Source organism: Anabaena sp. WFMT, from assembly GCF_051781005.1.
Lineage (GTDB): Bacteria > Cyanobacteriota > Cyanobacteriia > Cyanobacteriales > Nostocaceae > Anabaena.
Genome location: NZ_JBPWOA010000025.1, coordinates 95,086 through 120,314, shown reverse-complemented (window position 1 = coordinate 120,314; position 25,229 = coordinate 95,086). Strand labels below are relative to the sequence as shown.

Annotated in this window: 23 protein-coding genes and 2 pseudogenes; 11 read left to right on the top strand and 14 right to left on the bottom strand. The window is 39.2% G+C overall.

Features of this window, described 5'->3' with window-relative positions:
• Window positions 1-116: 116 nt before the first annotated feature.
• On the top strand, window positions 117-980 hold the full coding sequence (locus ACSQ6I_RS16735) for an isocitrate lyase/PEP mutase family protein (RefSeq protein ID WP_438891419.1): 864 nt from the start codon (window positions 117-119) through the stop codon (window positions 978-980).
• Between the two features lie 2 nt (window positions 981-982).
• On the opposite strand, the gene ACSQ6I_RS16730 is transcribed toward ACSQ6I_RS16735, so the two are convergent.
• From ACSQ6I_RS16730 to ACSQ6I_RS16710, 5 genes and pseudogenes are all read right to left on the bottom strand, one after another.
• Window positions 983-1,174 carry a hypothetical protein gene (locus ACSQ6I_RS16730; RefSeq protein ID WP_438891418.1) on the bottom strand — a complete coding sequence of 64 codons (192 nt, stop codon included), beginning with the start codon at window positions 1,172-1,174 and terminating at the stop codon, window positions 983-985.
• Between the two features lie 316 nt (window positions 1,175-1,490).
• On the bottom strand, window positions 1,491-2,660 hold the full coding sequence (gene bioF, locus ACSQ6I_RS16725; protein WP_438891417.1) for an 8-amino-7-oxononanoate synthase: 1,170 nt from the start codon (window positions 2,658-2,660) through the stop codon (window positions 1,491-1,493).
• Window positions 2,661-2,782: 122 nt separating this feature from the next.
• Window positions 2,783-3,421 (bottom strand): Holliday junction branch migration protein RuvA, encoded by a 639-nt coding sequence (gene ruvA, locus ACSQ6I_RS16720; protein ID WP_015216408.1) that lies wholly within the window; start codon window positions 3,419-3,421, stop codon window positions 2,783-2,785.
• Window positions 3,418-3,746, bottom strand: a pseudogene (locus ACSQ6I_RS16715) (HAD family hydrolase); the annotation flags it as partial. The gene ruvA and the pseudogene ACSQ6I_RS16715, both read right to left, overlap by 4 nt.
• A 135-nt stretch (window positions 3,747-3,881) precedes the next feature.
• Window positions 3,882-5,411 (bottom strand): YifB family Mg chelatase-like AAA ATPase, encoded by a 1,530-nt coding sequence (locus ACSQ6I_RS16710; protein WP_438891416.1) that lies wholly within the window; start codon window positions 5,409-5,411, stop codon window positions 3,882-3,884.
• A 149-nt stretch (window positions 5,412-5,560) separates the two neighbouring features.
• On the opposite strand from ACSQ6I_RS16710, the gene ACSQ6I_RS16705 reads away from it, so the two are divergent.
• Together ACSQ6I_RS16705 and ACSQ6I_RS16700 are read left to right on the top strand one after the other, a co-directional pair.
• Window positions 5,561-6,166 carry a Uma2 family endonuclease gene (locus ACSQ6I_RS16705; protein ID WP_438891415.1) on the top strand — a complete coding sequence of 202 codons (606 nt, stop codon included), beginning with the start codon at window positions 5,561-5,563 and terminating at the stop codon, window positions 6,164-6,166.
• Window positions 6,167-6,263: 97 nt separating this feature from the next.
• Window positions 6,264-6,620 carry a hypothetical protein gene (locus tag ACSQ6I_RS16700; RefSeq protein ID WP_438891414.1) on the top strand — a complete coding sequence of 119 codons (357 nt, stop codon included), beginning with the start codon at window positions 6,264-6,266 and terminating at the stop codon, window positions 6,618-6,620.
• A 64-nt stretch (window positions 6,621-6,684) separates the two neighbouring features.
• Here the strand turns inward: ACSQ6I_RS16700 and ACSQ6I_RS16695 are convergent, their stop codons facing one another.
• Window positions 6,685-7,233 (bottom strand): pentapeptide repeat-containing protein, encoded by a 549-nt coding sequence (locus ACSQ6I_RS16695; RefSeq protein ID WP_438891413.1) that lies wholly within the window; start codon window positions 7,231-7,233, stop codon window positions 6,685-6,687.
• Window positions 7,234-7,745: 512 nt separating this feature from the next.
• Here ACSQ6I_RS16695 and ACSQ6I_RS16690 point away from each other — a divergent pair.
• Window positions 7,746-8,363, top strand: coding sequence for a hypothetical protein (locus tag ACSQ6I_RS16690; RefSeq protein ID WP_438891412.1), 618 nt, complete (start codon window positions 7,746-7,748; stop codon window positions 8,361-8,363).
• 120 nt (window positions 8,364-8,483) lie between these two features.
• On the opposite strand, the gene ACSQ6I_RS16685 is transcribed toward ACSQ6I_RS16690, so the two are convergent.
• Genes ACSQ6I_RS16685 through ACSQ6I_RS16675 form a run of 3 tightly spaced genes read right to left on the bottom strand, consistent with a single transcriptional unit; the run spans window position 8,484 to window position 10,717 of the window.
• Window positions 8,484-9,287: a pentapeptide repeat-containing protein gene (locus ACSQ6I_RS16685; protein WP_438891411.1), complete on the bottom strand. Its 804-nt coding sequence runs from the start codon at window positions 9,285-9,287 to the stop codon at window positions 8,484-8,486.
• Window positions 9,284-9,709, bottom strand: coding sequence for a hypothetical protein (locus ACSQ6I_RS16680; RefSeq protein WP_438891410.1), 426 nt, complete (start codon window positions 9,707-9,709; stop codon window positions 9,284-9,286). The genes ACSQ6I_RS16685 and ACSQ6I_RS16680 overlap by 4 nt, the downstream gene beginning before the upstream one ends.
• A 45-nt stretch (window positions 9,710-9,754) precedes the next feature.
• Entirely contained in the window at window positions 9,755-10,717 is a 963-nt protein-coding gene (locus ACSQ6I_RS16675) for an SGNH/GDSL hydrolase family protein (RefSeq protein WP_438891483.1), read from the bottom strand.
• Between the two features lie 276 nt (window positions 10,718-10,993).
• Between ACSQ6I_RS16675 and ACSQ6I_RS16670 the strand changes: the two genes are divergently transcribed.
• On the top strand, window positions 10,994-11,134 hold the full coding sequence (locus ACSQ6I_RS16670) for a hypothetical protein (RefSeq protein WP_438891409.1): 141 nt from the start codon (window positions 10,994-10,996) through the stop codon (window positions 11,132-11,134).
• 315 nt (window positions 11,135-11,449) lie between these two features.
• Window positions 11,450-14,317: a glycerol-3-phosphate acyltransferase gene (locus tag ACSQ6I_RS16665; RefSeq protein ID WP_438891408.1), complete on the top strand. Its 2,868-nt coding sequence runs from the start codon at window positions 11,450-11,452 to the stop codon at window positions 14,315-14,317.
• Here the strand turns inward: ACSQ6I_RS16665 and ACSQ6I_RS16660 are convergent.
• Window positions 14,314-14,448, bottom strand: a complete 135-nt coding sequence (locus tag ACSQ6I_RS16660; protein WP_438891407.1) for a hypothetical protein — start codon at window positions 14,446-14,448, stop codon at window positions 14,314-14,316. The two genes, ACSQ6I_RS16665 and ACSQ6I_RS16660, sit on opposite strands and share 4 nt — an antisense overlap.
• A 761-nt stretch (window positions 14,449-15,209) precedes the next feature.
• On the opposite strand from ACSQ6I_RS16660, the gene ACSQ6I_RS16655 reads away from it, so the two are divergent.
• The 4 genes from ACSQ6I_RS16655 to ACSQ6I_RS16640 all read left to right on the top strand — a co-directional run bounded on the left by ACSQ6I_RS16655 (window position 15,210) and on the right by ACSQ6I_RS16640 (window position 20,771).
• Window positions 15,210-16,580 carry a CmpA/NrtA family ABC transporter substrate-binding protein gene (locus tag ACSQ6I_RS16655; RefSeq protein ID WP_438891406.1) on the top strand — a complete coding sequence of 457 codons (1,371 nt, stop codon included), beginning with the start codon at window positions 15,210-15,212 and terminating at the stop codon, window positions 16,578-16,580.
• Window positions 16,581-16,624: 44 nt separating this feature from the next.
• A complete protein-coding gene (ntrB, locus tag ACSQ6I_RS16650) occupies window positions 16,625-17,464 on the top strand; it encodes a nitrate ABC transporter permease (protein WP_438891405.1) in 840 nt (279 codons plus the stop codon).
• A 277-nt stretch (window positions 17,465-17,741) separates the two neighbouring features.
• Window positions 17,742-19,745, top strand: a complete 2,004-nt coding sequence (locus ACSQ6I_RS16645; RefSeq protein WP_438891482.1) for a nitrate ABC transporter ATP-binding protein — start codon at window positions 17,742-17,744, stop codon at window positions 19,743-19,745.
• A gap of 183 nt (window positions 19,746-19,928) precedes the next feature.
• A complete protein-coding gene (locus tag ACSQ6I_RS16640) occupies window positions 19,929-20,771 on the top strand; it encodes a nitrate ABC transporter ATP-binding protein (protein ID WP_438891404.1) in 843 nt (280 codons plus the stop codon).
• 62 nt (window positions 20,772-20,833) lie between these two features.
• On the opposite strand, the pseudogene ACSQ6I_RS16635 reads toward ACSQ6I_RS16640, so the two are convergent.
• The 3 genes and pseudogenes from ACSQ6I_RS16635 to ACSQ6I_RS16625 all read right to left on the bottom strand — a co-directional run.
• A pseudogene (locus ACSQ6I_RS16635) lies at window positions 20,834-21,118 on the bottom strand (chorismate synthase); the annotation flags it as partial.
• Between the two features lie 110 nt (window positions 21,119-21,228).
• Complete coding sequence (locus tag ACSQ6I_RS16630; protein WP_438891403.1) at window positions 21,229-22,962, bottom strand: P-loop NTPase fold protein; 1,734 nt, start codon at window positions 22,960-22,962, stop codon at window positions 21,229-21,231.
• 72 nt (window positions 22,963-23,034) lie between these two features.
• On the bottom strand, window positions 23,035-23,427 hold the full coding sequence (locus tag ACSQ6I_RS16625) for a hypothetical protein (protein WP_438891402.1): 393 nt from the start codon (window positions 23,425-23,427) through the stop codon (window positions 23,035-23,037).
• Between the two features lie 92 nt (window positions 23,428-23,519).
• On the opposite strand from ACSQ6I_RS16625, the gene ACSQ6I_RS16620 reads away from it, so the two are divergent.
• Window positions 23,520-23,861 carry a hypothetical protein gene (locus ACSQ6I_RS16620; RefSeq protein WP_438891401.1) on the top strand — a complete coding sequence of 114 codons (342 nt, stop codon included), beginning with the start codon at window positions 23,520-23,522 and terminating at the stop codon, window positions 23,859-23,861.
• 92 nt (window positions 23,862-23,953) lie between these two features.
• Here the strand turns inward: ACSQ6I_RS16620 and psbA are convergent, their stop codons facing one another.
• The gene (gene psbA / locus ACSQ6I_RS16615) at window positions 23,954-25,036 is read right to left on the bottom strand and encodes a photosystem II q(b) protein (protein WP_015214267.1); all 1,083 of its coding nucleotides are present in this window, start codon (window positions 25,034-25,036) and stop codon (window positions 23,954-23,956) included.
• Window positions 25,037-25,229: the final 193 nt, after the last annotated feature.

The window sequence follows — 25,229 nt, the reverse complement described above, 5'->3', positions numbered from 1 at the left end:
TGTCACACCCAGCTTTATTCCTAGATATAACCGAAAAAAATAATCTATAGTTTGAAAATTTCCTCATTGTATCAAACTGGTTGTATTCTCAAAAGAGTACACTTATTGTTACTTATATGTCTGCTGCCGAAAAACTGCGGGAATTACTAGCACAACCTGAAATTATCATTATTCCTGGTGTTTATGACTGTTTGAGTGCAAAACTTGTAGAAAAAGCCGGTTTTGAAGTTGCTGCTACAAGTGGTTTTGGTATTGCTGCTTCTACATTGGGTTTACCTGACTATGGGTTTCTCACCGCTACGGAAATGCTTTACAGTGTCGGGCGGATTTGTCAGTCAATTAATATACCTTTAATTGCCGATTGTGATACGGGTTATGGTAACGCCTTAAATGTGATGCGGACTGTAAAAGATGCCGTACAGTTAGGTTTAGCTGGGGTAATTTTGGAAGATCAAGAATGGCCGAAAAAGTGTGGTCATTTTGAAGGTAAACAGGTCATACCCATGACTGAACACGCGGGTAAAATTCGTGCTGCTGTGGAAGCGCGTGGTGATAGCGGTTTGGTAATTATAGCTAGAACTGATGCCCGCGCACCTTTGGGCTTAGAGGAAGCTATTCAACGAGGAAAATCATACATCAATGCCGGTGCAGATGTCTTGTTTGTGGAAGCACCCCAATCTGTGGCAGAATTACAAACCATAGCCGCAGCTTTCCCTGATGTGCCGTTAGTTGCTAATATTGTAGAAGGTGGAAAAACACCGGAAATTTCTCCAGCAGAATTACAAAAATTAGGTTTTAAAATTATCTTTTTCCCTCTCACTGCACTTATGGCTGTAACTGAAGTCATGAGTACTTGTTTTCGTCATCTCAAAGCACAAGAAACTACTGTTAATTTTCCCGGTTTGATGAATTTTCAAGATTTTCAAGAACTCATGGGTGTTCCTAAATATCTGCAAATTGAAAAACAGTATAAAGAATAAGGCTACTGAAATATAATTATCACATGGTCTTGACCATGATCAAAGCTAACTGGTGACATCTCCAGCCTCATGTGTCCTTTGTAATAGTAGCTTTTTGCTTTCTCGTTGAATAAGTTAGTGAATCTTTGTTCATACTCTTGCCAAGAAGCATAAATCCACGTATCTGTTGGTAACTGGGTTTGAGTTTCACTCATTGCCTACATTACTTTTATCTTTTAACAAGTATAGCAATCCTCAATTATTCGTGAAGAAGTCGAGGATTTAATTGTTTTAGCAAATATAAGTTTTTTAAATCTGGAGTTTGCGAAAAAAGTAATTTACCCCTTTCTTCGCAATAAGTCTGGTTGATTATCAATGTTATTGAGAATATTGTCAATAATTTGACGAATTTTGGTCTTTTGAGCAATTGATATTGACATACACATTTTTTCTGGTATTATACCTGTATACTCAAAAAGTGTTCTTATAATAATTTTCTGTGATGGTTCTTATGAACTTCAGGGATTAGTCCTATAGTTGCATCCCCTGTAAAACTTCCACCAATTTTTCAATATGCTGTTTTTTATGTGTCGCCATCATGGTTATTCTAATCCGGCTGGTGGGGACTGTAGGAGGACGAATTGCCGGAGCAAAAATACCAGCTTCTTTCAGATGCTTTCCCGCTTTTATTGCTGTGGCTGCATCAGATAATTGAAAACATAATATTGGTGATTCGGAAGGTAATATTTTTAAATTAGGTAAATTATCAGAAATTAGTTGTTTCAAATAATTTATATTTTGCCATAATTGCTCACGGCGTTGGGGTTCTTGTTGGACTATTTTGAATGCTGCTAATGCTGCGGCTGTGTCTGCGGGTGACAGGGCTGTGGTATAAATCCAACTGGGGGCGCGATTCCGCAAAAAGTCTATGAGGGTGTTACTTCCAGCTACATATCCGCCTAAACTACCCAAGGCTTTACTTAAAGTCCCAATTTGAATTAATTCTCTACCTGTACAACCGAAATGTTCCACACAACCAGCCCCGGTTTTACCCATGACTCCGGTAGCGTGGGCTTCATCTAATAACAGCATACAATTAAATTCTTCAGCTATATCTAATAATTCTGGTAAAGGACATAAATCACCATCCATGCTGAAGACGCTATCTGTAATCAGTAAGCAGCGGCGATGGTTTTGACGTTGTTGCTGTAATTTCTCTATTAGTACTGCATTACCATTATGTGGGTATTCAAGAATAGTTGCACCGCTGAGAATTGCTCCATTTTTTAAACTGGAGTGATTATATTCATCTGATAAGATTAAATCTCGTTTACCGACTAATGCAGTAATTGCACCTATATTAGCTAAATATCCAGAACTAAATACTACTGCATCTTGTGTTTGTTTGGTAGATGCTATTTCTTGTTCTAAATCTCTGTGTAATTCTCGATGTCCGCTGAGTAAGCGAGAACCTGTGCTGCCAGTTCCCAATTTTTGAATAGCAGTAATTGCAGCTTTTTGTAAGCGTTGATCTGCTGCTAGTCCCAAGTAGTCGTTACTGGCAAAATTAATCACCTCTTGCCCAGATAATAGCACTTCTGCACCGGGACGACTGTTAATTGTTTGTACTGAACGATACCAGTCAGCCCGATGAATTGTTGCTAGAGATTCCTCTATCCAAGCGTAAGGATTTTGATTCATTACTCAGAACTTGATGTACATTACACCATTACAGCAGATTAAAAATAAACGAAGTCCAGAATCTAATTCAAAGCTAAAACTACTCGATACTCGGTACTCAGTACTCGGTACTCTTCTGACTCCTACACCCCAGCTTCAGTACTGCTAAGATGGGCGATCGCTTGTTTGATCCAATCTTCCACATAGGCATCTTTGGGTAAACCAATATTTTCGCTGACTACGTGCAGAGCGTGACTGACTTCATGGGCAGTATATCCCAAAGCGAAGAGAGTCATTTGCACTTCTTCGAGGATTCCTGGTGCAGGACCACCTGTAGCCACGAAGAAGCCTGCTGATTTGCGCCATTCAATCAACTTGCTTTTGAGTTCTAAACATAACCTTTCAGCGGTTTTCTTACCCACTCCAGGAGTTTGAATTAGTATTTGAGTGTTAGCAGCAATAATCGCTTGGACTAACTCTGGTAATTCCAAAGTGTCCAAAAGTGCGATCGCTAAAGCTGCACCAATACCGCTCACAGATAGCAAGTGCCGAAATAAATCCCGTTCCGATGGCGAAGAAAAACCATAGAGTAAAGGAACTTCTTCCCGAATCTGGTAATGGGTAAATATTTGTACCACATCTCCAGTACTTGTTAATTGGTTGGCTAGACGCTGCGGAATTTGCAAATCGTAACCCAACCCATTTACCTCTAACGTCAAAATGACGCGATTAGCGCTAATTGTTTGGACACCAGCGACGATACCTTTAAGATAGCTAATCATTCTAGAAACCCAAAATATTTAAAGCCTTCCATAATCCCCCCAGCACAACAGCTTTGTGCGAAGTAACGGTGTTGATTGTGTCATGGGAGTAACTCTTTGTGAGCATTCCCGACAAGATTCCCCGTTCGTTACTTACAGCGAATAAAGCAATATCATTACCTAAATCGCTACAAACAACAGTTTGCTTGGCTGCAAATTTCCACCTTTGTCGTAAAAATTGCATTGCTTGACCTTTATCGCTGGTCAGGGGTAAAATGTCAAGGTCTATAATGCCACTATTAATTAACTTTATATTTAATTTACTTTTCTGCAAATCTGTCTGAAGTTACACCGGTTCTCTGTTGAATGCAATACACTTGAGGGCGGGGTTTCCCCGCCCCTACAGGGTTGGCGATGAAAAATCGTACCTCATAACAGCAGGAAGTGCTGTAAAAAACAAGAGCATTTGCTTGGATCAAAATTACTGCATCCTATCAATTGTCCGATATTGAATTGCTTCTGCTACGTGTTGCGGTTTGAGATCATCATCTCCTGCCAAATCTGCAATCGTGCGTGCTACTTTGAGAATGCGATCGCTTGCCCTAGCCGATAAACCCAATTTTCTAATAGCTGCTTCCAGTAAATTGCGACTAGCATCATCTAACTTGCACCATGTTTGTAAATGACGACTTTGCATTTGGGCATTACAACGCAGATTTGCTTCAGATTGAAACCGCATGATTGCCTGTTCTCGTGCCTTCTGTACTCTTAATGCTACAGATTTCGATTCTTCTCCCGTTGGTTGTTGGGTAATTTCCTCCGGTTTCAAACGATTTACAGCCACTTGCAAATCTATTCTATCCATCAAAGGCCCAGATAACTTTGCCCAATATTGCTCCCGTTGTCTAGGTGAACAAGTGCATTGTTGAATCGTATCACCATAGTAACCGCAAGGACAGGGATTAGTACTTGCCACCAAAGTAAATTGTGCCGGAAATGTTACCGATTGTTTAGCGCGGGAAATCGTCACAAAACCATCTTCCAAAGGTTGACGCAGAAACTCTAATACATCTCTTTTAAATTCTGTTAATTCGTCCAAAAACAATATCCCTCGGTGCGATAAAGATATCTCTCCAGGACGGGGAAAAGTGCCACCACCAACTAGAGATGGACCAGATGCCGAATGGTGAGGACTACGAAAAGGGCGATCGCGCACCAAAGAACCACGATTTTTCAACAACCCAGCCACAGAATGAATCCGAGTCACTTCTAAAGACTCAGAAAACTCCAACGGTGGTAAAATACCCGGTAAGCGACGTGCTAACATCGTCTTGCCACTACCAGGCGGCCCCACAAAAATCAAATTGTGTCCTCCCGCCGCAGCGATTTCCAAAGCCCGACGCGCATGAGCCTGACCCTTCACATCATGCAAATCTGCCCCAGTGTATACCGCCTGTAGCCCTTCTTCCCTGGCAGCCAATTTTACAGGTTTGTAACGTTCTGGATTATTTAACAAATCCACCACATCAGAAATATGTTGGCAACTATAAACAGCTAATCCTGCCACCACAGCCGCTTCTTGAGCATTATCAACCGGCACTACCAAAGCCGTAATTCCCATCTTTTCCGCAGTTGCCGCAATGGGAAGAACACCAGCCACAGGGCGTAAACTACCATCTAAGGAGACTTCTCCTAAAAATAAAAAATCTCCCAACAAATCAGCGTTAACCTGCTCAGAAGCCGCTAAAATACCGACACTAATCGGCAAATCAAAAGCTGGGCCTTCCTTACGTAAATCTGCGGGAGTCAGGTTAATTACAATCTTCCGCATCGGAAAAGCAAAACCCGCATTTTTGAGAGTTGCTTTCACTCTTTCCCTAGACTCTTGAATTGCAGAATCTGGTAAACCCAAAACCACAATTCCCGGTAAACCCCCAGAAACATCAACTTCCACACCGACTTTAACAGCATCTATACCAACAATTGATGCACTCCAAACTCTAGCCAGCATTTTTTATATATGAATAAACTTTGAGAATATCAAAGCAGATTCTTAGGTGGATTAACAATGGGTAAAATCACGCAAGAACACTGTTAGTAATTCAGAAAATAAGGAAAATGTCAAGCTAAAATAATAGCAGCAAAAGATGTAGGTGACTTATGGTTCAAGCATTAACAAAACCATTAACCTTAGCAGAATTTCTCATCCAATATGGTAAAAACCCTCGCTATGAACTTGCAGACGGAGAATTAATTGACATGGAACCAACTGGCCCTCATGAAACCGTTGGTGGTAAACTGGCAACTCAATTGGGTATTGCCATTACTACAGCCCAACTGCCTTGGTTTATTCCTCGCACCTGTCTAATCCGTCCTTTCGCAGAAACAGCCACAGCCCGCCGTCCTGATATTGTAGTATTAGATGAAACGGTGCTTCAACATGAACCTTTTTGGGAACATGAACCAGTCATCGCTTTAGGTCAATCAATTAAATTAGTAGTTGAAGTTGTCACTAGCAACTGGGAAACTGATTATGCCCGTAAAGTTGAAGAATACGCCTTGTTAGGAATTCCTGAATATTGGATTGTCGATGATGGAGGACTGGGTGGCATTGTTTTTATTGGTAAACCGAAGCAACCCACATTTACAGTTTGTCAACTAATTGGCGAAGATTACCGCCAGCAACAATATCGTTTGCGCGAATTTATTCAATCTCCTCTTTTACCTCTTCTGCAAATGCGTCTTGAAGATGTTCTACCACGCTAATTGATAGTGAATATTATTATTCCTGATTCCTGTTCACTTGAATTGAAATATCTAATCGTATATTCTTGACATTCAAGAACATTTATCAAAGACAAAAATGAACAAATTTATACTAACCTTGTTTTCTTCTCCTGTGTTGATTAGCTCTTTGTTGACTATGGGAGTTATGCTAAACCAGGCACAAGCTGCGGAACCAGGAGCTAAAAATACAGATAATTTGTCCTGTATTCGCAATAAACATAAAGTTGGTTTAGTCTGTGCAAGAGCTTCCGTATTAGCCCAAGTTCCAGAATATCAAGCTCAACCAGAAGATGCTTCTACTCCAGATGATGTTCTCTTGCTAGAGTTTAATGTTGAAGAAAGCAATAAAGCGATCGATTTATTTGGCTGTGATTGCCCTGCTTGTATAAATTCTTTACGTCAGATGCGTGGTGTCACACCTCTGGTTTATTAAGTGATAGGGAACAGGGGACAGTAAACAGTGAAAAAACTGATAACTGAGCCAGTTCCCAAGAATATCAATAACTTCCAGCCCAAGTTATCCATTTATGGGATAAACCTATGTGCATAACTTCGCCGCTTATTTCTTGTTCAGTGATAATTGCGTTAGTTAAATTTGCACCATTCAGTTCGGCTTCATTGATATTACTACCAATCAAATTGGCATTTTGAAGATTAGCACCACTAAAATCAGCACCACTAATTTCAGATTCACTGAGGTTTGCACCCAGTAGGTTAGCCAACTTTAAATTTGCACCACGTAAATCTGCACCACTTAGGTTAGTTTCTTTGAAGTTGACTTTTGTTAAATCAGCACCAATTAAGTTAACTTCACTCAAATTTGCACTTTGCAAATTAGCTCTACTTAAATCAGCATTAGTCAAATTTGCCCTGGTTAAGTTACATTTACTTAAGTTAGCTCCACTGAGGTCAGCACCACTCAAGTCAGCTTCAGATAAATTGACACCACTTAAGTTAGCTTTAGTTAGCTTTGCTTGATGCAGATTGACTCGATTAAAATTCCGTTCTCCTGATGTATATTGTCTCAGGAAGCTGATAGTATCCATACTTCACCTCGCTATGTCTATGGGTGAGTTCGACACTCTTCAAACCACATTAAATTAAATTTAGTAATTCTATTGTGCTAAAGATTTTGGTGTTTTGAACCTTTTCTTAATGGAAAGATATTTAACTTAATGGTATGGCTATATAGGAAAATCACAAAATGAATGTTATGGCGCTTCTCGGTTGAGTGAGATCCAAGAACCCCACCCCCAACCCCCTCCCCGCAAGCGATGAGGGGGCTAAGTAGTCGTGCAAAATAAATTGTACATTTAGGAGAGGGAACAGAAAACGGGAACAGGCAACAGAACCAGATTCCAGGGATTTCTATTTTTTGGAAAAATATCTTATGCAACTGGCTTGCTTTGTAGGGTGCGTCAGACCTATAAATTATTATCAACAGATTGATGATATCTGACGCATCTGCAAAAGATATTAAATGTGACACGCAGCTTTAGTCCTGAATCTGTCAAAATGGTGAGTAAAGCAGATAAAACTCTAAATCCCCAATGTTCTCATGACGACAGATTTGACATCTAGTATTACATCTGATTTTACCAGCATTCTCTTCCAGACTGCTGCTGCATATCGAGAAGGAAACAAACCCCCTACGGCTGAGGTAGTAGTGAATGCGCTGCTACAAGCTGAAAAGGCTGCCAAGAAACAAAGATTAAATTACACTTTTGATTCTCTGATTGGTAAATGGCGGTTATGCTTTGCTACTGGTACTAAAAAGGTGAGAAAGCGTGGGGGAATTATATTAAGTAAGGGTTTTTATGTACCTAAATTGGCAAAAATTCATCTTGCTTTTAGTAATACTGAGGAACAGGTTTTAGGTAGAGGCGAAATTTATAATCAAGTGCAATTAGGCTCAATTTTATTAAAGCTGACAGGCCCATCACAATATTTAGGTAAAAAAAATTTATTAGCATTTGACTTTACCCAGATGCAAATTAGTTTATTTAATCGTCTTATTTACAATCAACCAATTCGTTCTGGTAAAGTCCAATTAGACGATTTTTATAACCAATCTATAGCTAAATTACCATTTTTTGCCTTCTTTTTAGTTACAGCAGATTTTATTGCAGCCCGTGGCCGTGGTGGAGGTTTAGCTATATGGATTCGGGAACATTAAAAATGATTAACTAAATTCTGGGTTTTTCAGTCCCCAGCGTTTAAAAGCGGTAAGTTTTGTGCTACTAAATCTTAATTAAAAATTGCGTATCCCTAACGGAAACGTAGGAAATATGACAAATTATTTAGGTTTGATTGGCTGGTATTTGTGGGGAGACAAGGGAATTGTTACCAGTTCATCATGAGGAAAGATTGCTCCCTGCTTTTCTAGCATATATCTGACATTATCAGTCAGACCTAAATTATTGCTAAATAGAGTATTTTTAACTTTTAAATTGCTGAGATTAGTTTCTGTTAAATTAGCACCGCTGAGGTCAGCATTGCTAATATTAGCGTTAATTAAGTTAGCATTGCTCAAATCAGCATTTCTCAAGTCAGCATAACTCAGGTCAGCATTTATTAGTAGGGCATTACTTAAGTTAGTATTCATTAAGTAGGCACGACGCAGTTTAGCAGAGCATAAATTTGTTTTCATTAAGTTAGCTTCACTCAAATCAGTACGACTTAAATCAGCTGCGCTCAAATCAGCATAGCTCAAGTTATAGCCACTCAGGTTGCAACCCATGCCTTTAACAGCAAATAAATTAGCCCCAACAAAATCTGTAAGTGGATTAAATCCGGCAGTTTTGATGAGTTCAGATAAGTTTTCTGTATCGGCTTCTAAAATTTGTTTAACTTGCCTTTGAATTTCTTCTTTTTCTCTAGCTAATCGTTGTTTGGTTAGTCGCTTTTCTTCTTTCCAAGCAACAAATCCAAGGCCTACAATTATACTTAATATAACAGTAAATGCTGGAGGATTACCACCAGTTATGAGTAACATGACTAGGAAATATACTCCAATTTGAGTAGTTTGTTGTAATAAAGAATTTAAGCTAGTTTTAGCTTCTTGATAAAGGCTAATTCGCCGCTGAGTAGTTGAATTCATATATTGCTGTTCCTATGTTTTTTTGGAGATTTTTTCAAATATGTCCAAAATCGAGCCATTATCCTTCCTGTCAGCACAATCCATAGTAAAAAATTTGCTGTGACGATGATAAAGCAAGCATAACGGGATAAACCCCAGGCACTTTCTGCTAAACAGAATTGAAAATTAGAGAAATTTTGATGCAGAATCTTTTCACCAATTAAACTGGGTATTTTGAGGAGGATAATTAAAGCGATCGCATCTTGAATGGAAGCATACACTGTTCTTCCCAATTCTCCCATCCATTTATACAGTAGCTGATCAATAAATTCAGCAATATTCATTACCAGTGTTTTGGTACTTTCTCCCAATGTTGTATTTGCCAAAGGAGATGTTTTGACAGGAGTTGGGGATGGTGGCCTGAGTTTCTGCGACTGATTCATATTAATTTTTGATTAGGTTCTGAACGCTGCTAATAAACTATTGACTTAAAAGTCATTTTGTGTATTAACTTGCCCTAAAATAGACAAAAGGGATGTCTCGATGACTTCACTCACCAGTCTATTCCCTTTGACATTCATGTGGATGTGATCTTGATATAAGGTTTGTGGGTGAGCAGTTGAGTTAAATTTTAGTAAAAAATCTATATACGTAATTTGCTGTGTTTTAGCGAAATCACTGAGGCGCTGACGTGCTTTAATTTCATAATCACGGGGTCCTGGTTCACCAATTTCTCTCAGTAAGGGAGTCATAACTAGAAGTAATTGACTGTTGTTTGCTTGAGTGAAATTGTGAATTTTGCCAATTGCTTCTAAATTAATCCCCACCCGGTCTCCTGCTTCGTTATGAATTGCTTGGAGTTCAGGAATCGACTTTTGCTTCAATAGGTAACGCTGCAAAATTTCTGCGATTGCTGAAGGTGGTTTACGATCTGGGTAGTTGCGATCGCGTCCCACTGGTAAGGACGTAGGCGCAGTAGCAAATAAGTCGTCAGTGTTAATTAATAATACTACCGCCTTAGCTCCAAAATTGCCAAAACGCTGCAAGTAAGCAAATTCGTTTCTTGGACCCCAGGAGTTAGCTGAAGCATTTAATACTTCCACCTGCTGATTATGACTCGTAGATGTCAAGGAGGTCATCAGCAAACTAGAAATGGTATGGTGCTGATCTGTCCACCAGCCACCATTAGCAATAGAATCGCCTAAAAGCAAAATTCGTAGAGTTCCATCTGTCGTGGCTTTGATTGGGGCGCTCCGCATAGAATATTCATTAATTTCAATGCGATTTCCAAAGCGCCGGGTACGTTGATTAGGCGCTAATAAATAACCAATGTGTTGATCCTGAATGTAAATTAGGGGATTACCAAAGCCAAAGAGCGATCGCAATCCTAACTCTATCACCACACCTAATCCCACAAGCACTGCCAAAATAACAATTAGCACCTCTTTCACCTGCAACCACATCTAACCCTTTAAAATTTTACAGTATTAAATTACACTATTTTAACTGTTAATTGGTGATTGTCATAAGCAGTCGGGAGGCAGGGTGCAGAGAAGAAATTTTTCCCTCTCTTTTCAGAGTCCCCATCTCTCCTATTGCCTAACCACCTCAGAGAAAGCTGCAAAGATTAAAGAAAATAATAATGTGAATTTAATATTATCGGCAAACAGAAAGACTACAATCAAAACGGAAAGATTAGCACTGTAACAAAGGAGGCTTACAAAGCTATGTCTGACTTAAATCGTGGAATTATGAAATTTGAAGGTGCAGATTCACCGAAAGTAGTCACCATCTCTACTGTGTTACTTTTGGGGTCAATAGCAGTACTCATCCTATGGGCTTTACAATCTGCTTATGCACTAAACTAGAATCATTAGTAAACTCAAAGGACACTAGCAACAAGGATTTTCATTGTTGCCTGGTGTCCATCAATCATGCAAACGGTCAAAAATTTAATCAGAATTACTGATTCAAACCCCAGACTTAAGAAAAAAGGTTCAACACCTTTTTTCTTATACTTAAGTATGGGTATGATTACTATGATTGTAGTGTAAATAACTATTAATTAATCTGTCACTTACCAGCGTTAAAAGAACGCCAAAATTATTATAATCAAAAATTACAATTACCAAATAATATCCAAGAAGATTCGGTTTTAATCAAACATTCAAAATCAACAATAAATGTTTCAGCTTTGGGGTTTATTAGTTATTTTAATTGCTTGCCCACTCATAGGGGCAGTGCCTTTAATCGCTTGGATTACCTATGCTCTCAAGGGTAAGCGATTAGCACAAATTGGTACAGGAAATATTAGCGTCTCGGCCGCTTTCTATCATGGTGGCAAATTGGTGGGTATTCTGGCAGTGTTGTCAGAGGCTTTGAAAGGAATTGGTGCAGTATTGATTGCACGTATCTTCTTTCCTCCCAGTTCGTTTTGGGAATTAATTGCGCTAATTGCCTTAGTTGCAGGTAGATATGCCCTAGGTAGAGGTGCAGGGACAACAAACGTCTTCTGGGGATTTTTGATCCATGATCCTCTTGTTTTCGGATTTGTCAGTTTATTTGCAGCTATTAGCTTTATCCTTTTTCGTTCTCGGCAAATAGTCAAATTTGGGGTTTTGATTTTATTTCCCGTATTTGTGGCTATTTTGTATTTTAATGATTTTGCCAGAATAGTAGCAGCGTTTACACTAGCAGGATTACTCGGCTGGATTTATACACAAATTCCCGATGATATGAACTTGCCGATGGCAGAGGCAGAGGCGCAATTGCAACCGATGATGGAATATGTCGGCGGTGGTGAGCAAACGATTGTCACTTTGGATGATGAATTAAATCCAGAGGTATTTGGTAGCAAGGCAGCTACATTAGCTCAAATTAAACGCTGGGGTTATGCAGTACCCAAGGGATGGATACTCGCTCCCTTTGATGATCCGATGTTGTTGATTGATTTTCTCCAACCATCGGCGCTATCACCATTAGTAGTACGTTCTTCGGCGATTGGGGAAGATTCGGAACAAGCTTCTGCGGCTGGACAGTACACAACAGTTTTGAATGTTACTACTCAACAAGAGTTAGAACAAGCGATCGCACAAGTCCAAGCTTCATACAATCATCCCTCCGCTGTGCAGTATCGGCGCGATCGCAGTGCTAAAGATGCGGCTATGGCGATCCTCATTCAACCACAAGTCCAAAGTGTCTTTTCTGGTGTGGCTTTTAGCCGTGATCCCATTGCCCAACAAGGTGATGCTGTCATCATTGAAGCTTTATCTGGTAGCCCAGAACAAGTAGTTTCAGGTAAAGTCACCCCAGAACAATATCGAGTATTTGTCGTTGGTGAAGAAAAATTATCTTGTCTCCAATTTGAGGGAACAGGCAAAATTCCCCAACCATTAATCAAACAAGTAGCATATTTAGCCCGCCGACTAGAAAATCGTTATCACGGCATTCCCCAAGATGTAGAGTGGAGTTACGACGGACAAACTCTGTGGGTATTGCAAGCGCGACCAATCACTACTTTACTACCCATCTGGACAAGAAAAATTGCCGCTGAGGTGATTCCGGGAGTCATTCACCCCTTAACTTGGTCAATTAATTTACCCCTCACCTGTGGAATGTGGGGAGAGATTTTTACCATAGTACTAGGCGATCGCACCCGCGAACTAGATTTTAGCAAAATGGCGACGCTGCATTACTCTAGAGCCTATTTTAATGCTTCCTTTTTAGGGGAAGTTTTCCTAGAAATGGGTTTACCGCCAGAAAGTCTGGATTTTTTAACCAGAGGCGCAAAAATGAGTAAACCCCCCCTAGCTTCCACCTGGGAGAATTTGCCAGGACTGACGAAGTTGCTACAGCGGGAAATGAATTTAGAAACAGAGTTTAAGCAAGATTATCGCCAGAAGTTCATTCCTGGGTTGACACGGTTAGCGAATGAACTGATTGATAAATTATCACCACACCAGTTGTTAACTAGAGTTGACTTAATTCTGGATTTGCTTAACCAAGGTACTTACTACAGCATTTTATCTCCTTTGAGTGCTGCCATCCGTCAGGCAATTTCGAGTGTCAAGGATGAGCAGATTGATCATAGTATTACCCCAGAGGTAGCATCATTGCGATCGCTCAGTCTTTTAGCCGCAGATGCCAAAGAAATCTTACAAGACTTTGACCCAGAACGCGTTTTTGAACAATTGGCGCAAACTCCACAGGGGGAAAAGATTTTGTATGACTTTGAAGAAATACTGCAAGATTATGGTTATTTAAGTGAAGTCGGAACCGATATTTCTGTTCCTACCTGGCGAGAACAGCCTCAACTAGTGCAAAAATTGTTCGTGCAGTTGATGCGGAGTGAATTACCACATCAAGATGAATCGCAAAAGCGTCAGCAAGGCTTTGTGCAAAGACGCGTGGATCTTAAAGGACGAGTTACAGAAGTTTATTCTCGCTTGTTAGCCGAATTGCGCTGGACTTTTTTGGCTTTAGAAAAGATTTGGTTAGAGACTGGTTTATTGAAACAAACCGGGGATATCTTCTTTTTAAAATTGGGTGAAATCCGCCGTTTAGAAGCCAATGCAGATGTAGAACTGAGAAATCGACTTTTACAGTTGCTGGAAAATAGGCGATCGCAATTTCTCCAAGATAGCCAGATTACCGAAATCCCTCCCCTGGTTTATGGCTACAATCCCCCCCACCCCATCGCCTCTCCTATTGATACCTCAGACAATATCTTACTAGGCATCCCCGCCAGTCAAGGGCAAGCCGAAGGACGAGTCATGGTATTACGAAATTTACAAGAAGTCGGTGAAATAAACAAAGGTACAATTCTCGTCGTCCCCTACACAGATTCTGGGTGGGCCCCTTTCTTAGTAAGGGCTGGAGGAGTAATTGCCGAAGCCGGTGGTAAACTTTCTCATGGTGCGATCGTCGCCCGTGAATACGGTATACCCGCAGTCATGGATGTACGTGGCGCTACATATCTACTCCAAGATGGTCAACAAGTCAAGATTGATGGTTCTAAAGGTATTGTCGAACTACAGGAATTTTTAGCTTAAAAACTCGTGTTGGGTGCTGCATTGACTTCACCCAACCTAAAAGACATACCTGAATCATCTGTTTCCCATAATCCTGAAATCAAGAAAAAGGTAATTAGGGGATGCTGTTCGCGGAGCGTGCCGTTAGGCATATAAATGTAAAACCTAGATAAATCAAGAGATTCAGGGGTAAAAAAGTTGAATAAGGTGCAAGGAATAAGGGATGATACTAGCAAAAGTCAAACAGTTTTTCAGGTTTTGAAGGATTCTCAAAAATTCTCTTTTTCCCCTCCTGACTCCTGACTCCTAGCCCTAACCAAAAGACTTTTATGCCTAACGGCACGCTACGCGAACAGCAAGCCCTACTTAACAGTATTAATTTCGTCTTGGTATATTCCTATAAAAATATACTCAATCCTAATTCAAAAAAAATCGTCATCATAGGATTCATCTATGGATGCAGATTTGCCTCTATAGTTGCCATCATTAATTATCTATCCTTTGCCTTTTTTGCGTGATTAATTAAACCCAGAACCACCTATTTAATAGACTAGAAATAATAGTTATCATCAGTCCCAAAATATATATTAGAAACTTTCCTAAAAATTAATCCCAAGTTATAAATTTTTACTTATATATCCAATCTAATATTTATTTAATAATTGGCTTTCAAAGTTGACCAATTTCCATAAAAAACCTGTAAACTAAATTTCACTAGGTCAGAGATGCTTCCCCATCTCACCCAGTGACCCAAAGCAATTAAACTTTGTTCCCATGCTTAGTCACCCATTTTCTATCAGAAAATGTGGAATTTGCATGACTACATATAGATGAATGTAGTGGCAAGAAATTTATTTTATCTTGCTGTAATTCTCATACTAAAAAATAACTTTGCAAATCAAGGATATGTCTTATGTCTGAATTTTTTAATCAAGTTTCTCGCCGTAAATTTATCGTTACCGCAGGAGTTTCAGCAGGTGCAGTATTACTCAAAGGTTGTTTAGGAAATCCACCTGAAAGTGTTGGTAATTCTACACAACCTGCTGTTCAAGCAGTTGCTAATATTAGTCCAGAACAGAAACCAGAAACAACAAAAGTCAAACTAGGATATGTTCCCATTGTTGAAGCTGCACCATTAATTATTGCCAAAGAGAAAGGCTTCTTTGCTAAATATGGAATGACAGATGTAGAACTTTCTAAACAAGCTTCTTGGGGTGCAGCCAGAGATAACGTAGAAATTGGTTCTGCTGGTGGTGGTGTTGATGGTGGCCAATGGCAAATGCCCATGCCACACTTAATTACCGAAGGTAAAATTACAAAAGGTAATCAACCCATTCCCATGTATGTATTATGTCAATTAATTACACATGGTAACGGTATTGCCATTGCCAATAAACATCTAGGGAAAGGTGTTAGTTTACAACTTGCAGGTGCTAAATCTTTATTTGCACAACTGAAATCATCACCCACGCCTTTTACCGCAGCGCAAACATTTCCCGCAGTTAACCAAGATTTTTGGATTCGTTATTGGTTAGCAGCAGGGGGTATTAACCCAGACACAGATATTAAACTTCTCACCGTTCCCGCAGCGCAAACAGTCGCCAACATGAAAACGGGAACAATGGATGCTTTTAGTACAGGAGATCCTTGGCCTTATCGAATTGTTAAAGACAAAATTGGCTACATGGCCGCCTTAACTGCGGAAATTTGGAAAGATCACCCCGAAGAATATTTAGCTATGCGTGCAGACTGGGTTGATCAACATCCAAAAGCCACAAAAGCCTTATTAAAAGGCATTATGGAAGCACAACAATGGTTAGATAATTTTGATAACCGTAAAGAAGCTGCGGAAATATTAGCTACAAGAAATTATTTCAACTTGCCTGTAGATATTTTGATGGAACCATTCATGGGTAATTATGACATGGGAGATGGACGCAAAATAAATGATAAATCAATGGCAGCTTTGTATTGGAAAGATGGTAAAGGTAATGTTTCTTATCCTTACAAGAGTCATGATTTATGGTTTATCACTGAAAGCGTGAGATGGGGCTTTTTACCAGCAGATTATATTACCAATAAAGGAGCAAAAGCTAAAGCTTTAATTGATCAAGTCAACCGGGAAGATATTTGGAAAGAAGCTGCAAAAGAAGCAGGTTTTACGGCTGATATTCCAACCAGCACTTCTCGTGGTGTAGAAACATTTTTTGATGGAATTAAATTCGACCCAGAAGATCCAGAAGCATACCTGAAAAGTCTTGCTATTAAGAAAGTCAGCATTTAGTCATTAGTTATTAATCGTCAGGAAATTTGAGGAGAAAACATTTTATGACATTAGCCCAAAAACGCGCTGCCAGTCCTAAGTTTGACAACAGTTTTATATCCTATTTGCAAAAAAAATTCCCTGAATTTGTCCCACCAGCTATTGCTATAGCTATCTTTCTTGCACTTTGGCAATTATTCGCATGGACTCCCGGTGCAACTTTACCAGGACCAATTCAAGTTATTCAAGATACTTGGATATTGATTTTATATCCTTTTTATGACAAAGGAGGAATTGATAAAGGGCTTTTTTGGCAAATCTTAGCCAGTCTCCAACGGGTTGCTATTAGCTACACCTTAGCGGCATTTGTAGGTATTGCTTTGGGCGTTTTGATTGGTGTAAATCAAACCATGTCTAAGGCTTTAGATCCCCTGTTTCAGTTACTCAGAACTGTACCACCTTTAGCCTGGGTTCCTATTTCCTTAGCCGCTTTACGCCAAAACGAACCAGCCGCATTATTTGTTATTTTCATCACCTCACTTTGGCCAATTCTCATTAACACTGCGGTAGGTGTAACTCAAATCCCTCAAGATTACAACAACGTTGCTAAAGTTCTGCAACTTTCCAAAAAAGAGTATTTCTTTAACATTCTCATTCCCTCAGCATTACCATACATTTTCACAGGTTTGAGAATTGCCATCGGTTTAGCTTGGTTAGCAATTATCGCCGCCGAAATCGTTATGTCCGGTATTGTGGGAATTGGCTTTTTCATCTGGGATGCTTATCAAAATAACAACGTCAGCGAAGTTATTTTAGCTCTAGTTTATATCGGCGTTGTTGGTCTAATCCTAGATAAACTCATGGCTGCACTACAAAACTGGATTTTACCTACTGAACAAAAATAGAGATTTAATTCGTAATTCGTAATTCGTAGTTCGTAATTAAGAAACTTCTACTCCTAATTACTAACTACCAATCACCAATCACCAATTACTAATTACCAATTACCCATTACCCAGCAATTCTCATTTTGAAACGATTTTGCGCCATTTCAGCGATCCCCAGATTCGTTAAGAATTGTAAAACCCTATGACCGCAAGGGTTTCAATGTCATGAAACCTTAAAATGAGAATTGCTGCCCATTACCAATCACCAATCACCAATCACCAATCACCAAATAATATGTCTATATTTGTTGGCGTTGATCAAATTGATAAAGTTTTTGAATTAACTGGTGGCGGTCAATATATTGCCCTCAAAGGTATTGACCTCCAAATTAAAAAAGGCGAATTTGTTTCTTTAATTGGTCACTCCGGTTGCGGAAAATCCACTCTTTTAAACATGATTGCCGGTTTGGATTTACCCACAGAAGGTTTAGTGACTTTGGAAGGACAAAGAATCAGGAAACCCGGCCCTGATAGAATGGTGGTTTTCCAAAATTATTCTCTCTTACCTTGGCGAACAGTCAGAGAAAATATTGCCTTAGCTGTAGATTCAGTCTTAAATGGGATGCCCGCAGCAGAACGGAAAGCCATTATCGAAAAACATATAGATATGGTGGGTTTGCGTCCCCATGCAGACAAACAACCAGGAATGTTATCGGGTGGACAAAAACAACGGGTAGCGATCGCACGCGCTTTGGCAATTCGTCCTAAACTATTACTACTAGACGAACCATTCGGTGCATTAGACGCACTGACTCGCGGTAATTTGCAAGAACAATTAATGAAAATCTGCGAAGAAAACGAAGTTACCGCAGTTATGGTAACTCACGACGTAGACGAAGCCGTTTTGTTATCTGACAGAATAGTCATGTTAACCAACGGACCCGAATCGAAAATTGGCGATATTTTAGAAGTTGATATTCCCAGACCCCGCAAACGCATGGAAGTAGTGAAACATCCCAGTTACTACACCTTGCGGAGTGAAATGATTTACTTTCTCAACCAACAAAAACGCGTTAAGAAAATTCGGGCGCGGAAAACTACTGCGATTGTCCGACATGGTTTAGAAAAAGTTAATTTAGATATTGGCTTCTTACCCCTCACCGCTTGCGCCCCATTAGCCATAGCCAAAGAAAAAGGCTTTTTTGTTAAACATGGCTTAGATGAAGTTAATTTAGTCCGGGAAAGCAGTTGGCGGGGAATTGTGGATGGCATGACAGGCGGTTATTTAGATGCCGCACAAATGCCATCAGGAATGCCAATGTGGTTAAGTTTGGGAGGCAATAAAAACGAACCCTTACCCGTTGTTACAGCCCTAACCATGACCCGCAACGGCAACGCCATCACCTTAGCTAAACGCTTTTATGATCAAGGTGTACACAGTTTATCCGACTTCAAGGATTACCTCCTCCAAACCCGCGAAGAACAACACAGAATGGGTGTAGTCCATCCTGCATCAATGCACAACTTATTGCTACGTTATTGGTTAGCAGCAGGTGGCATTGACCCCGATATTGATGTGGATATGAAAAATATCCCTCCTGCCCAAATGGTAGTAGATTTAAAAGGCGCAACCATTGACGGTTATTGTGTGGGTGAACCTTGGAATTATCGTGCAGCAGTTGAAGGTTCAGGCTTTACCATTGCCACAGATTTAGAAGTTTGGTTAGGACACCCCGGTAAAGTGCTGGGGGTACGAGAAGATTGGGCAGAAACTTATCCTAATACCCATATTGCCTTAACCAAAGCCTTACTAGAAGCTTGCCAATATTGTGCAAATCCTGCCAACGCCCAAGAAGTTCGGCAAATTTTAGCAGGTCGGGATTATGTCAGCACAGATATTGACTATATCCAAATTGAAAATGTCAATGGTGCAAGCTGTGACTTAGATCATCCCATGCGGGAATATGCCCATCACCAATTTTATTCTGAGTCTGCCATTAACCGCCCCAGTCGAACAGAACAAATTTGGATTATGACTCAATTAGCACGTTGGGGTGATACTCCCTTCCCCAGAAATTGGGTAGAAATCGTAGAAAGAGTTTGTCGAGTCCGAGTTTTCAGTACAGCAGCTAGAGAACTAGGTTTGGATATTAGTTACACCCGTCAACCGATTCAATTATTTGATGGTAAACCCTTCAACGCCGATGACCCCATTAGCTATCTTAACGATTTAGAAATTAAACGCGACTTCTCCATTGCCGAAGTTATTCTAGATACCCCCAGAAGAACAGCAGCTTAATAGACTTCTCCGCGTACCTCTGCGCCCCTTTGCGTTTTCTCGTTCCCATACTCTGTGTGGGAATGAATTATGAAAGGCTCTGCCTTGAATAATACCAGAGGCAGAGCCTCTTGATAGCATTCCCAGTCTGAGACTGGGAACAAGATAACGAGATATTAAAAAATACAAAACTCAAAATTTAAAATGCAAAACCGTAACTTGAGAAACAGCAACACGGCTACCAGCACAATCAGCCGTCAGTCTTTCCTAGAAATTAAGGACGTTTGCAAAGTTTATCCCACCAAAAATGGACCCTTTACCGTCCTTGATGGTGTTAACCTCAACGTTGAACAAGGTGAATTTCTTTGTGTTATTGGCCATTCTGGTTGCGGTAAATCAACACTGCTAAATATGGTTTCTGGTTTTAACTTCCCTACAACTGGACAAGTGTTATTAGAAGGAGAACCTATTACCAAGCCTGGCCCAGACAGAATGGTTGTATTTCAAAACTATGCGTTATTACCTTGGCGGACAGCTTTTGAAAATATCTATTTAGCTGTAAATGCTGTTTATCCCACCAAACCAGAAGCCGAAAAACGTTCTATTGTGCGGGAACATTTGGCGATGGTGGGTTTAGGTGATGCAATGGAAAAGAAACCCATGCAGATGTCTGGGGGGATGAGGCAGCGGGTTTCTATTGCCCGTGCTTTGGCTATTCGTCCGAAAGTATTGATTTTAGATGAGCCTTTTGGGGCGTTAGATGCAATTACCAAGGAAGAATTACAGGAAGAGTTGCTGAAAATTTGGAATGATAACCGTTGTACGGTGTTAATGATTACCCATGATATTGATGAGGCGCTATTTCTAGCAGATAAATTGGTGATGATGACCAATGGCCCTCATGCCAAAATTGGGGAAGTGATGGAAATTCCCTTTGCCAGACCACGGGATAGAGCGAGAATAATGGAAGATCCCCAATATTACCAATTGCGGAATTATGCCTTAGATTTCTTGTTTAACCGTTTTGCCCATGATGATGTCGGTTAGTCAAGTTTAGCAATATCCCTTACTTTTTCGAGCAGTAGGGGATTTCAATATAACCTCGATAGAAGAATCTTTTGTGCGATCGCACCAGCTGCCACTCTCCCTATTGTCTCACGCACCGACGACCTATTACCCTCAAACACCCCAGATAAAATCTCACAGTGTCCGCTTCCTTGCGAGGAGTGGTTATTTTGCTTTGTCCCGGCCGTCTTCTATCTAACTCAAATTGAATTTCCTTATCCGAAATTTCCAGTTGCGTAAGTCCTGCCATCAATAATAACTCCCACACCGCCGCCGTGAGATTCGCCAAATGTCGTAATACGGAAAAGATGACCAAAAGTGCTGCCCATGATGTTGAGGAAATACAGTCTGAATTATGTATTTTACATGGAGTTGGGGATTTTAAGCATCCTGTTGGTTATTCAGCAATGTTTTTTGTCTGAATCAGGATGTCCAGGATTTAAGTATTTTCAGGATGAGTTTGATTATTTATATCTATATTGTAAAGGTACTTTGCTCTAATTTTATTTATTCTACTACATTCAGCTAATATGTAAATAGCTGTTTCTAAGTTTTGGGATGCTGGTTGATAACCAGAATTTAGTAACCATTCAATCATATTAATTAAATTAGTATGACCTTTTTCTAGCCACTCACAGTATTCATTAACGCTGCGGCTTTTCAAAAAATCAATATATTCTTGTATTTTTGAATATGAATCATCATGAATTATATTTTGCAAAGCTGTTGTAATATCTAATGTTTGGTAATATTCTTTAATTTTCTCGTTTAAAGAAGCTTCTAAATCAGGATATTTACTGATTGTGTTTCTTAGTTCAATTAAATCATAAGGGCGGTTTTCCGAAATTTCTTTTAATATTTTTTCCAACAGGGATTTTTCATAAATAGAAAAATCAAGTCCTAACATTGAAGCAAATCTTTTAATATCTGCAAATTGTGAAAAACTTAATTGAAGATGATTATCTTCCATGAAGCTAAGGATTCCATCAGTAATCTCTTGTTCATTATCTGCGAATGAATTATAGTATTTAAATCTATAAAGATGATTGGAAAGCTCATCAAGTTTTTTAATAATTTTATCTCTTTGTTCTTTTTGGTTTAAAATCTGTCCTTCTTTAAGAAACTCCTCATCCTTCAATAAGGATGTTTCAAGAAATTGAATTACAATTGTATCTAATTTTTCTAAACTTATATACCCTATCTCTCCTATTTTTAAGCTCAATTTAAATCTTTTGTTTTTTGTTTCATCATCTTCGTTTTTATATTTATCATAATATTTTTGTGCATTGTAGGACACTGATAATATAGTATCCATAGAATCTATACCATTAATAGAAAATTTTTTACAAAATTCAGTATCTAACTTGGCTATATTAATAACAATTATATTTCTGATAATTTGATAACGTAAACTCTCTTCCCAATCTTTCATTAAGGGAATAAGCTCATCAATAAGCCATTTAGTTTTGCGGATAACTCGAATATTATTTGTACCAGCTTTTTTGAATACTTCTTTAATTACATCTATATCAGGATAAGCTTCAAATATAAAATCTAAGTTTTCTTCTACTGTTGGATTCAGATTAAATTCTTTATCAATTACTTTTTCACGATACTTGTCTAAAGCAGTTTGTGAATCTTTATCAAGATTGTCTTCATTGTAAATGATAATGATTTTGCATTTAAAATCTTGGACTAGATACTCAACAAATCCAAATATATCTTTTAATGGAAGCTGAGATTTTCTTTCAAGATCATCAATACAGATAATTGAGTTACCATGAACGTTTAAATTAAAAAATATCTCCAGCAATAAATCACTACCTATAGCAAGTAATGAACCTGATAATCCAAAGTCTAGTTTTGGAGTTTTTTCTAATCTTCCAAAATTGCGATTGAAAAATTCAAAAACATTATTATTTGTTTTTTGGTGGTTGGCAAATATTCTTGCTTTCAAATGTTCAATTGAAGAAATACCAAAAACAGAAGCATATAAATAATAGTTTTTATGATGTTTGTCTAAAACAGTTCTTACTAAATGTGTTTTGCCAACACCCCATTTACCCTTAACAGCTAAAACTCTATAATTTTCATTATCTAAGAATTTCTTGATAATACTTTCTGCTTGTTTTCGATTAACTCCAGAATTTACTGTGTTTGTACGTTCATTCATAACCACTTCTCACTTATAAATATGAAAATATAAAATGACACTCAACATTACATTTATTTTGAAATTAGGTTTTTATAGTGTGTTTTTCACAATTTCGTTCAAATAACAATAAAGTTCTAAAGATTTTTCATGACTCTCTGGCGGATTCAATAAATCATCAGCCGCCTTTAAAGTATTAAAAGCAAATTGGTAATTTTCCTGTTCACAATGATGATAAAAAGCATCAATATAATCTGTTAAATCTTCTTCCCAATCCCAATTTTCCAGCCAATCACCTTCTATATCATCAACATAAAGATGAATATAATCAGTACCATAATTTTGCTTATCTAGCTGCAACTGTTGGGACGCTTCCAGATAGTTCCAATCTACCTCAGAACTGCACAGATTATCAATATTTACATCTTGAATCATAAAATTACCATCCTGTAAATCCTTAAATCCTGGATATCCTGATTCAGACAAAAAAATTAAGTATCTTGTACTGTTGTAACAATATTTATACAATAAGTATGGTAAGTGCTAAATTATAACGAAACTTGTAAATTACGGTAATCATGGGCTTTTTACTGAGAATATTCGGCTTCGGTTTGCTGATATTAGGCATTTACTTGGTTGGACAAAATATCATCTTCACAACCAACGTTTATCCTTACTGGTGGAGAGGAATCGCTGCCGACACATCTGTACTGGCACTAACAATAGGAGTAATGATATTAATATTCTTCCCCAGAGGTATGAAAGAGCTAGGCTGGATACCCGTAGTTACTGGGATTATCCTTGTATTTATGAGCAGTCGAGCCATCCTCAATCCTACGAGCCTCTGGCAATTTTTTCTATCATTAATGCTCATGTCTGGTGGTTATAAAATGTTCATTACCGGACGCTTACCTATATAAAAAACTCAAACTTCCTCTCTGCGTCTCTGCGTGAATAAACAAAAAAACGCCCCCGTGAGGAGAGCGTTTCTTATTTAACTAAGCTTGAAAGATTAACCGTTGATTGCAGGAGCAGTTAAAGCAACAGGAGCAACATCACCAGCAGCCAAGTCTAGAGGGAAGTTGTGAGCGTTGCGCTCGTGCATTACTTCCATACCGAGGTTAGCGCGGTTGATTACGTCAGCCCATGTACCAATCACACGACCTTGAGAATCAATAATTGATTGGTTGAAGTTGAAACCGTTCAAGTTGAAAGCCATTGTGCTAACACCCAAAGCGGTAAACCAGATACCGATTACAGGCCAAGCAGCGAGGAAGAAGTGAAGTGAACGGCTGTTGTTGAAAGAAGCGTATTGGAAAATCAAGCGACCGAAGTAACCGTGTGCAGCAACAATGTTGTAGGTTTCTTCTTCTTGTCCGAACTTGTAACCGTAGTTTTGTGATTCGGTTTCGGTTGTTTCCCGAACCAAGGAAGATGTAACGAGTGAACCGTGCATTGCAGAGAACAAGGAACCACCGAATACACCAGCTACACCAAGCATATGGAAGGGGTGCATCAAGATGTTGTGTTCAGCTTGGAACACGATCATGAAGTTGAAGGTTCCAGAGATACCTAAAGGCATACCATCAGAGAATGAACCTTGACCGATGGGGTAGATTAAGAAGACTGCGGTTGCTGCTGCTACAGGTGCAGAAAAGGCTACGCAAATCCAAGGACGCATACCTAAGCGGTAAGAAAGTTCCCATTCCCGACCGAGGTAGCAAGCTACGCCGATTAAGAAGTGGAATATTACTAGTTGGTAAGGTCCGCCGTTGTACAACCACTCATCTAAGGATGCTGCTTCCCAAATGGGGTAGAAGTGTAAACCGATCGCATTAGAGGAAGGAACAACTGCACCGGAGATGATGTTGTTTCCATAAAGTAGAGAACCTGCTACTGGTTCGCGGATACCGTCGATGTCTACGGGAGGAGCAGCGATGAATGCAATTACGAAGCAAGCGATCGCAGATAGAAGGGTGGGAATCATCAATACGCCGAACCAACCGATGTAGATGCGATTTTCAGTGCTGGTGATCCATTCGCAGAATCTATCCCAGACGTTGGCGCTTTGGCGCTGTTGAATGGCTGTAGTCATGTGTTTATAATTGCGTTTTGGGTATGTATGTTTTGGTAGGTGTTTCTACCTCATGAATTTATATTAAGACCTTTGTTGAGATTTGTAAAGTACTTTTAGCAAAATTTTTTGAGAAACCTGCAAAATCAGGTATCAATTAGGAACTAGAAAGATTACATAGCAGTAGTTTCAGGAATTTTTGCTAAGTTGTAAA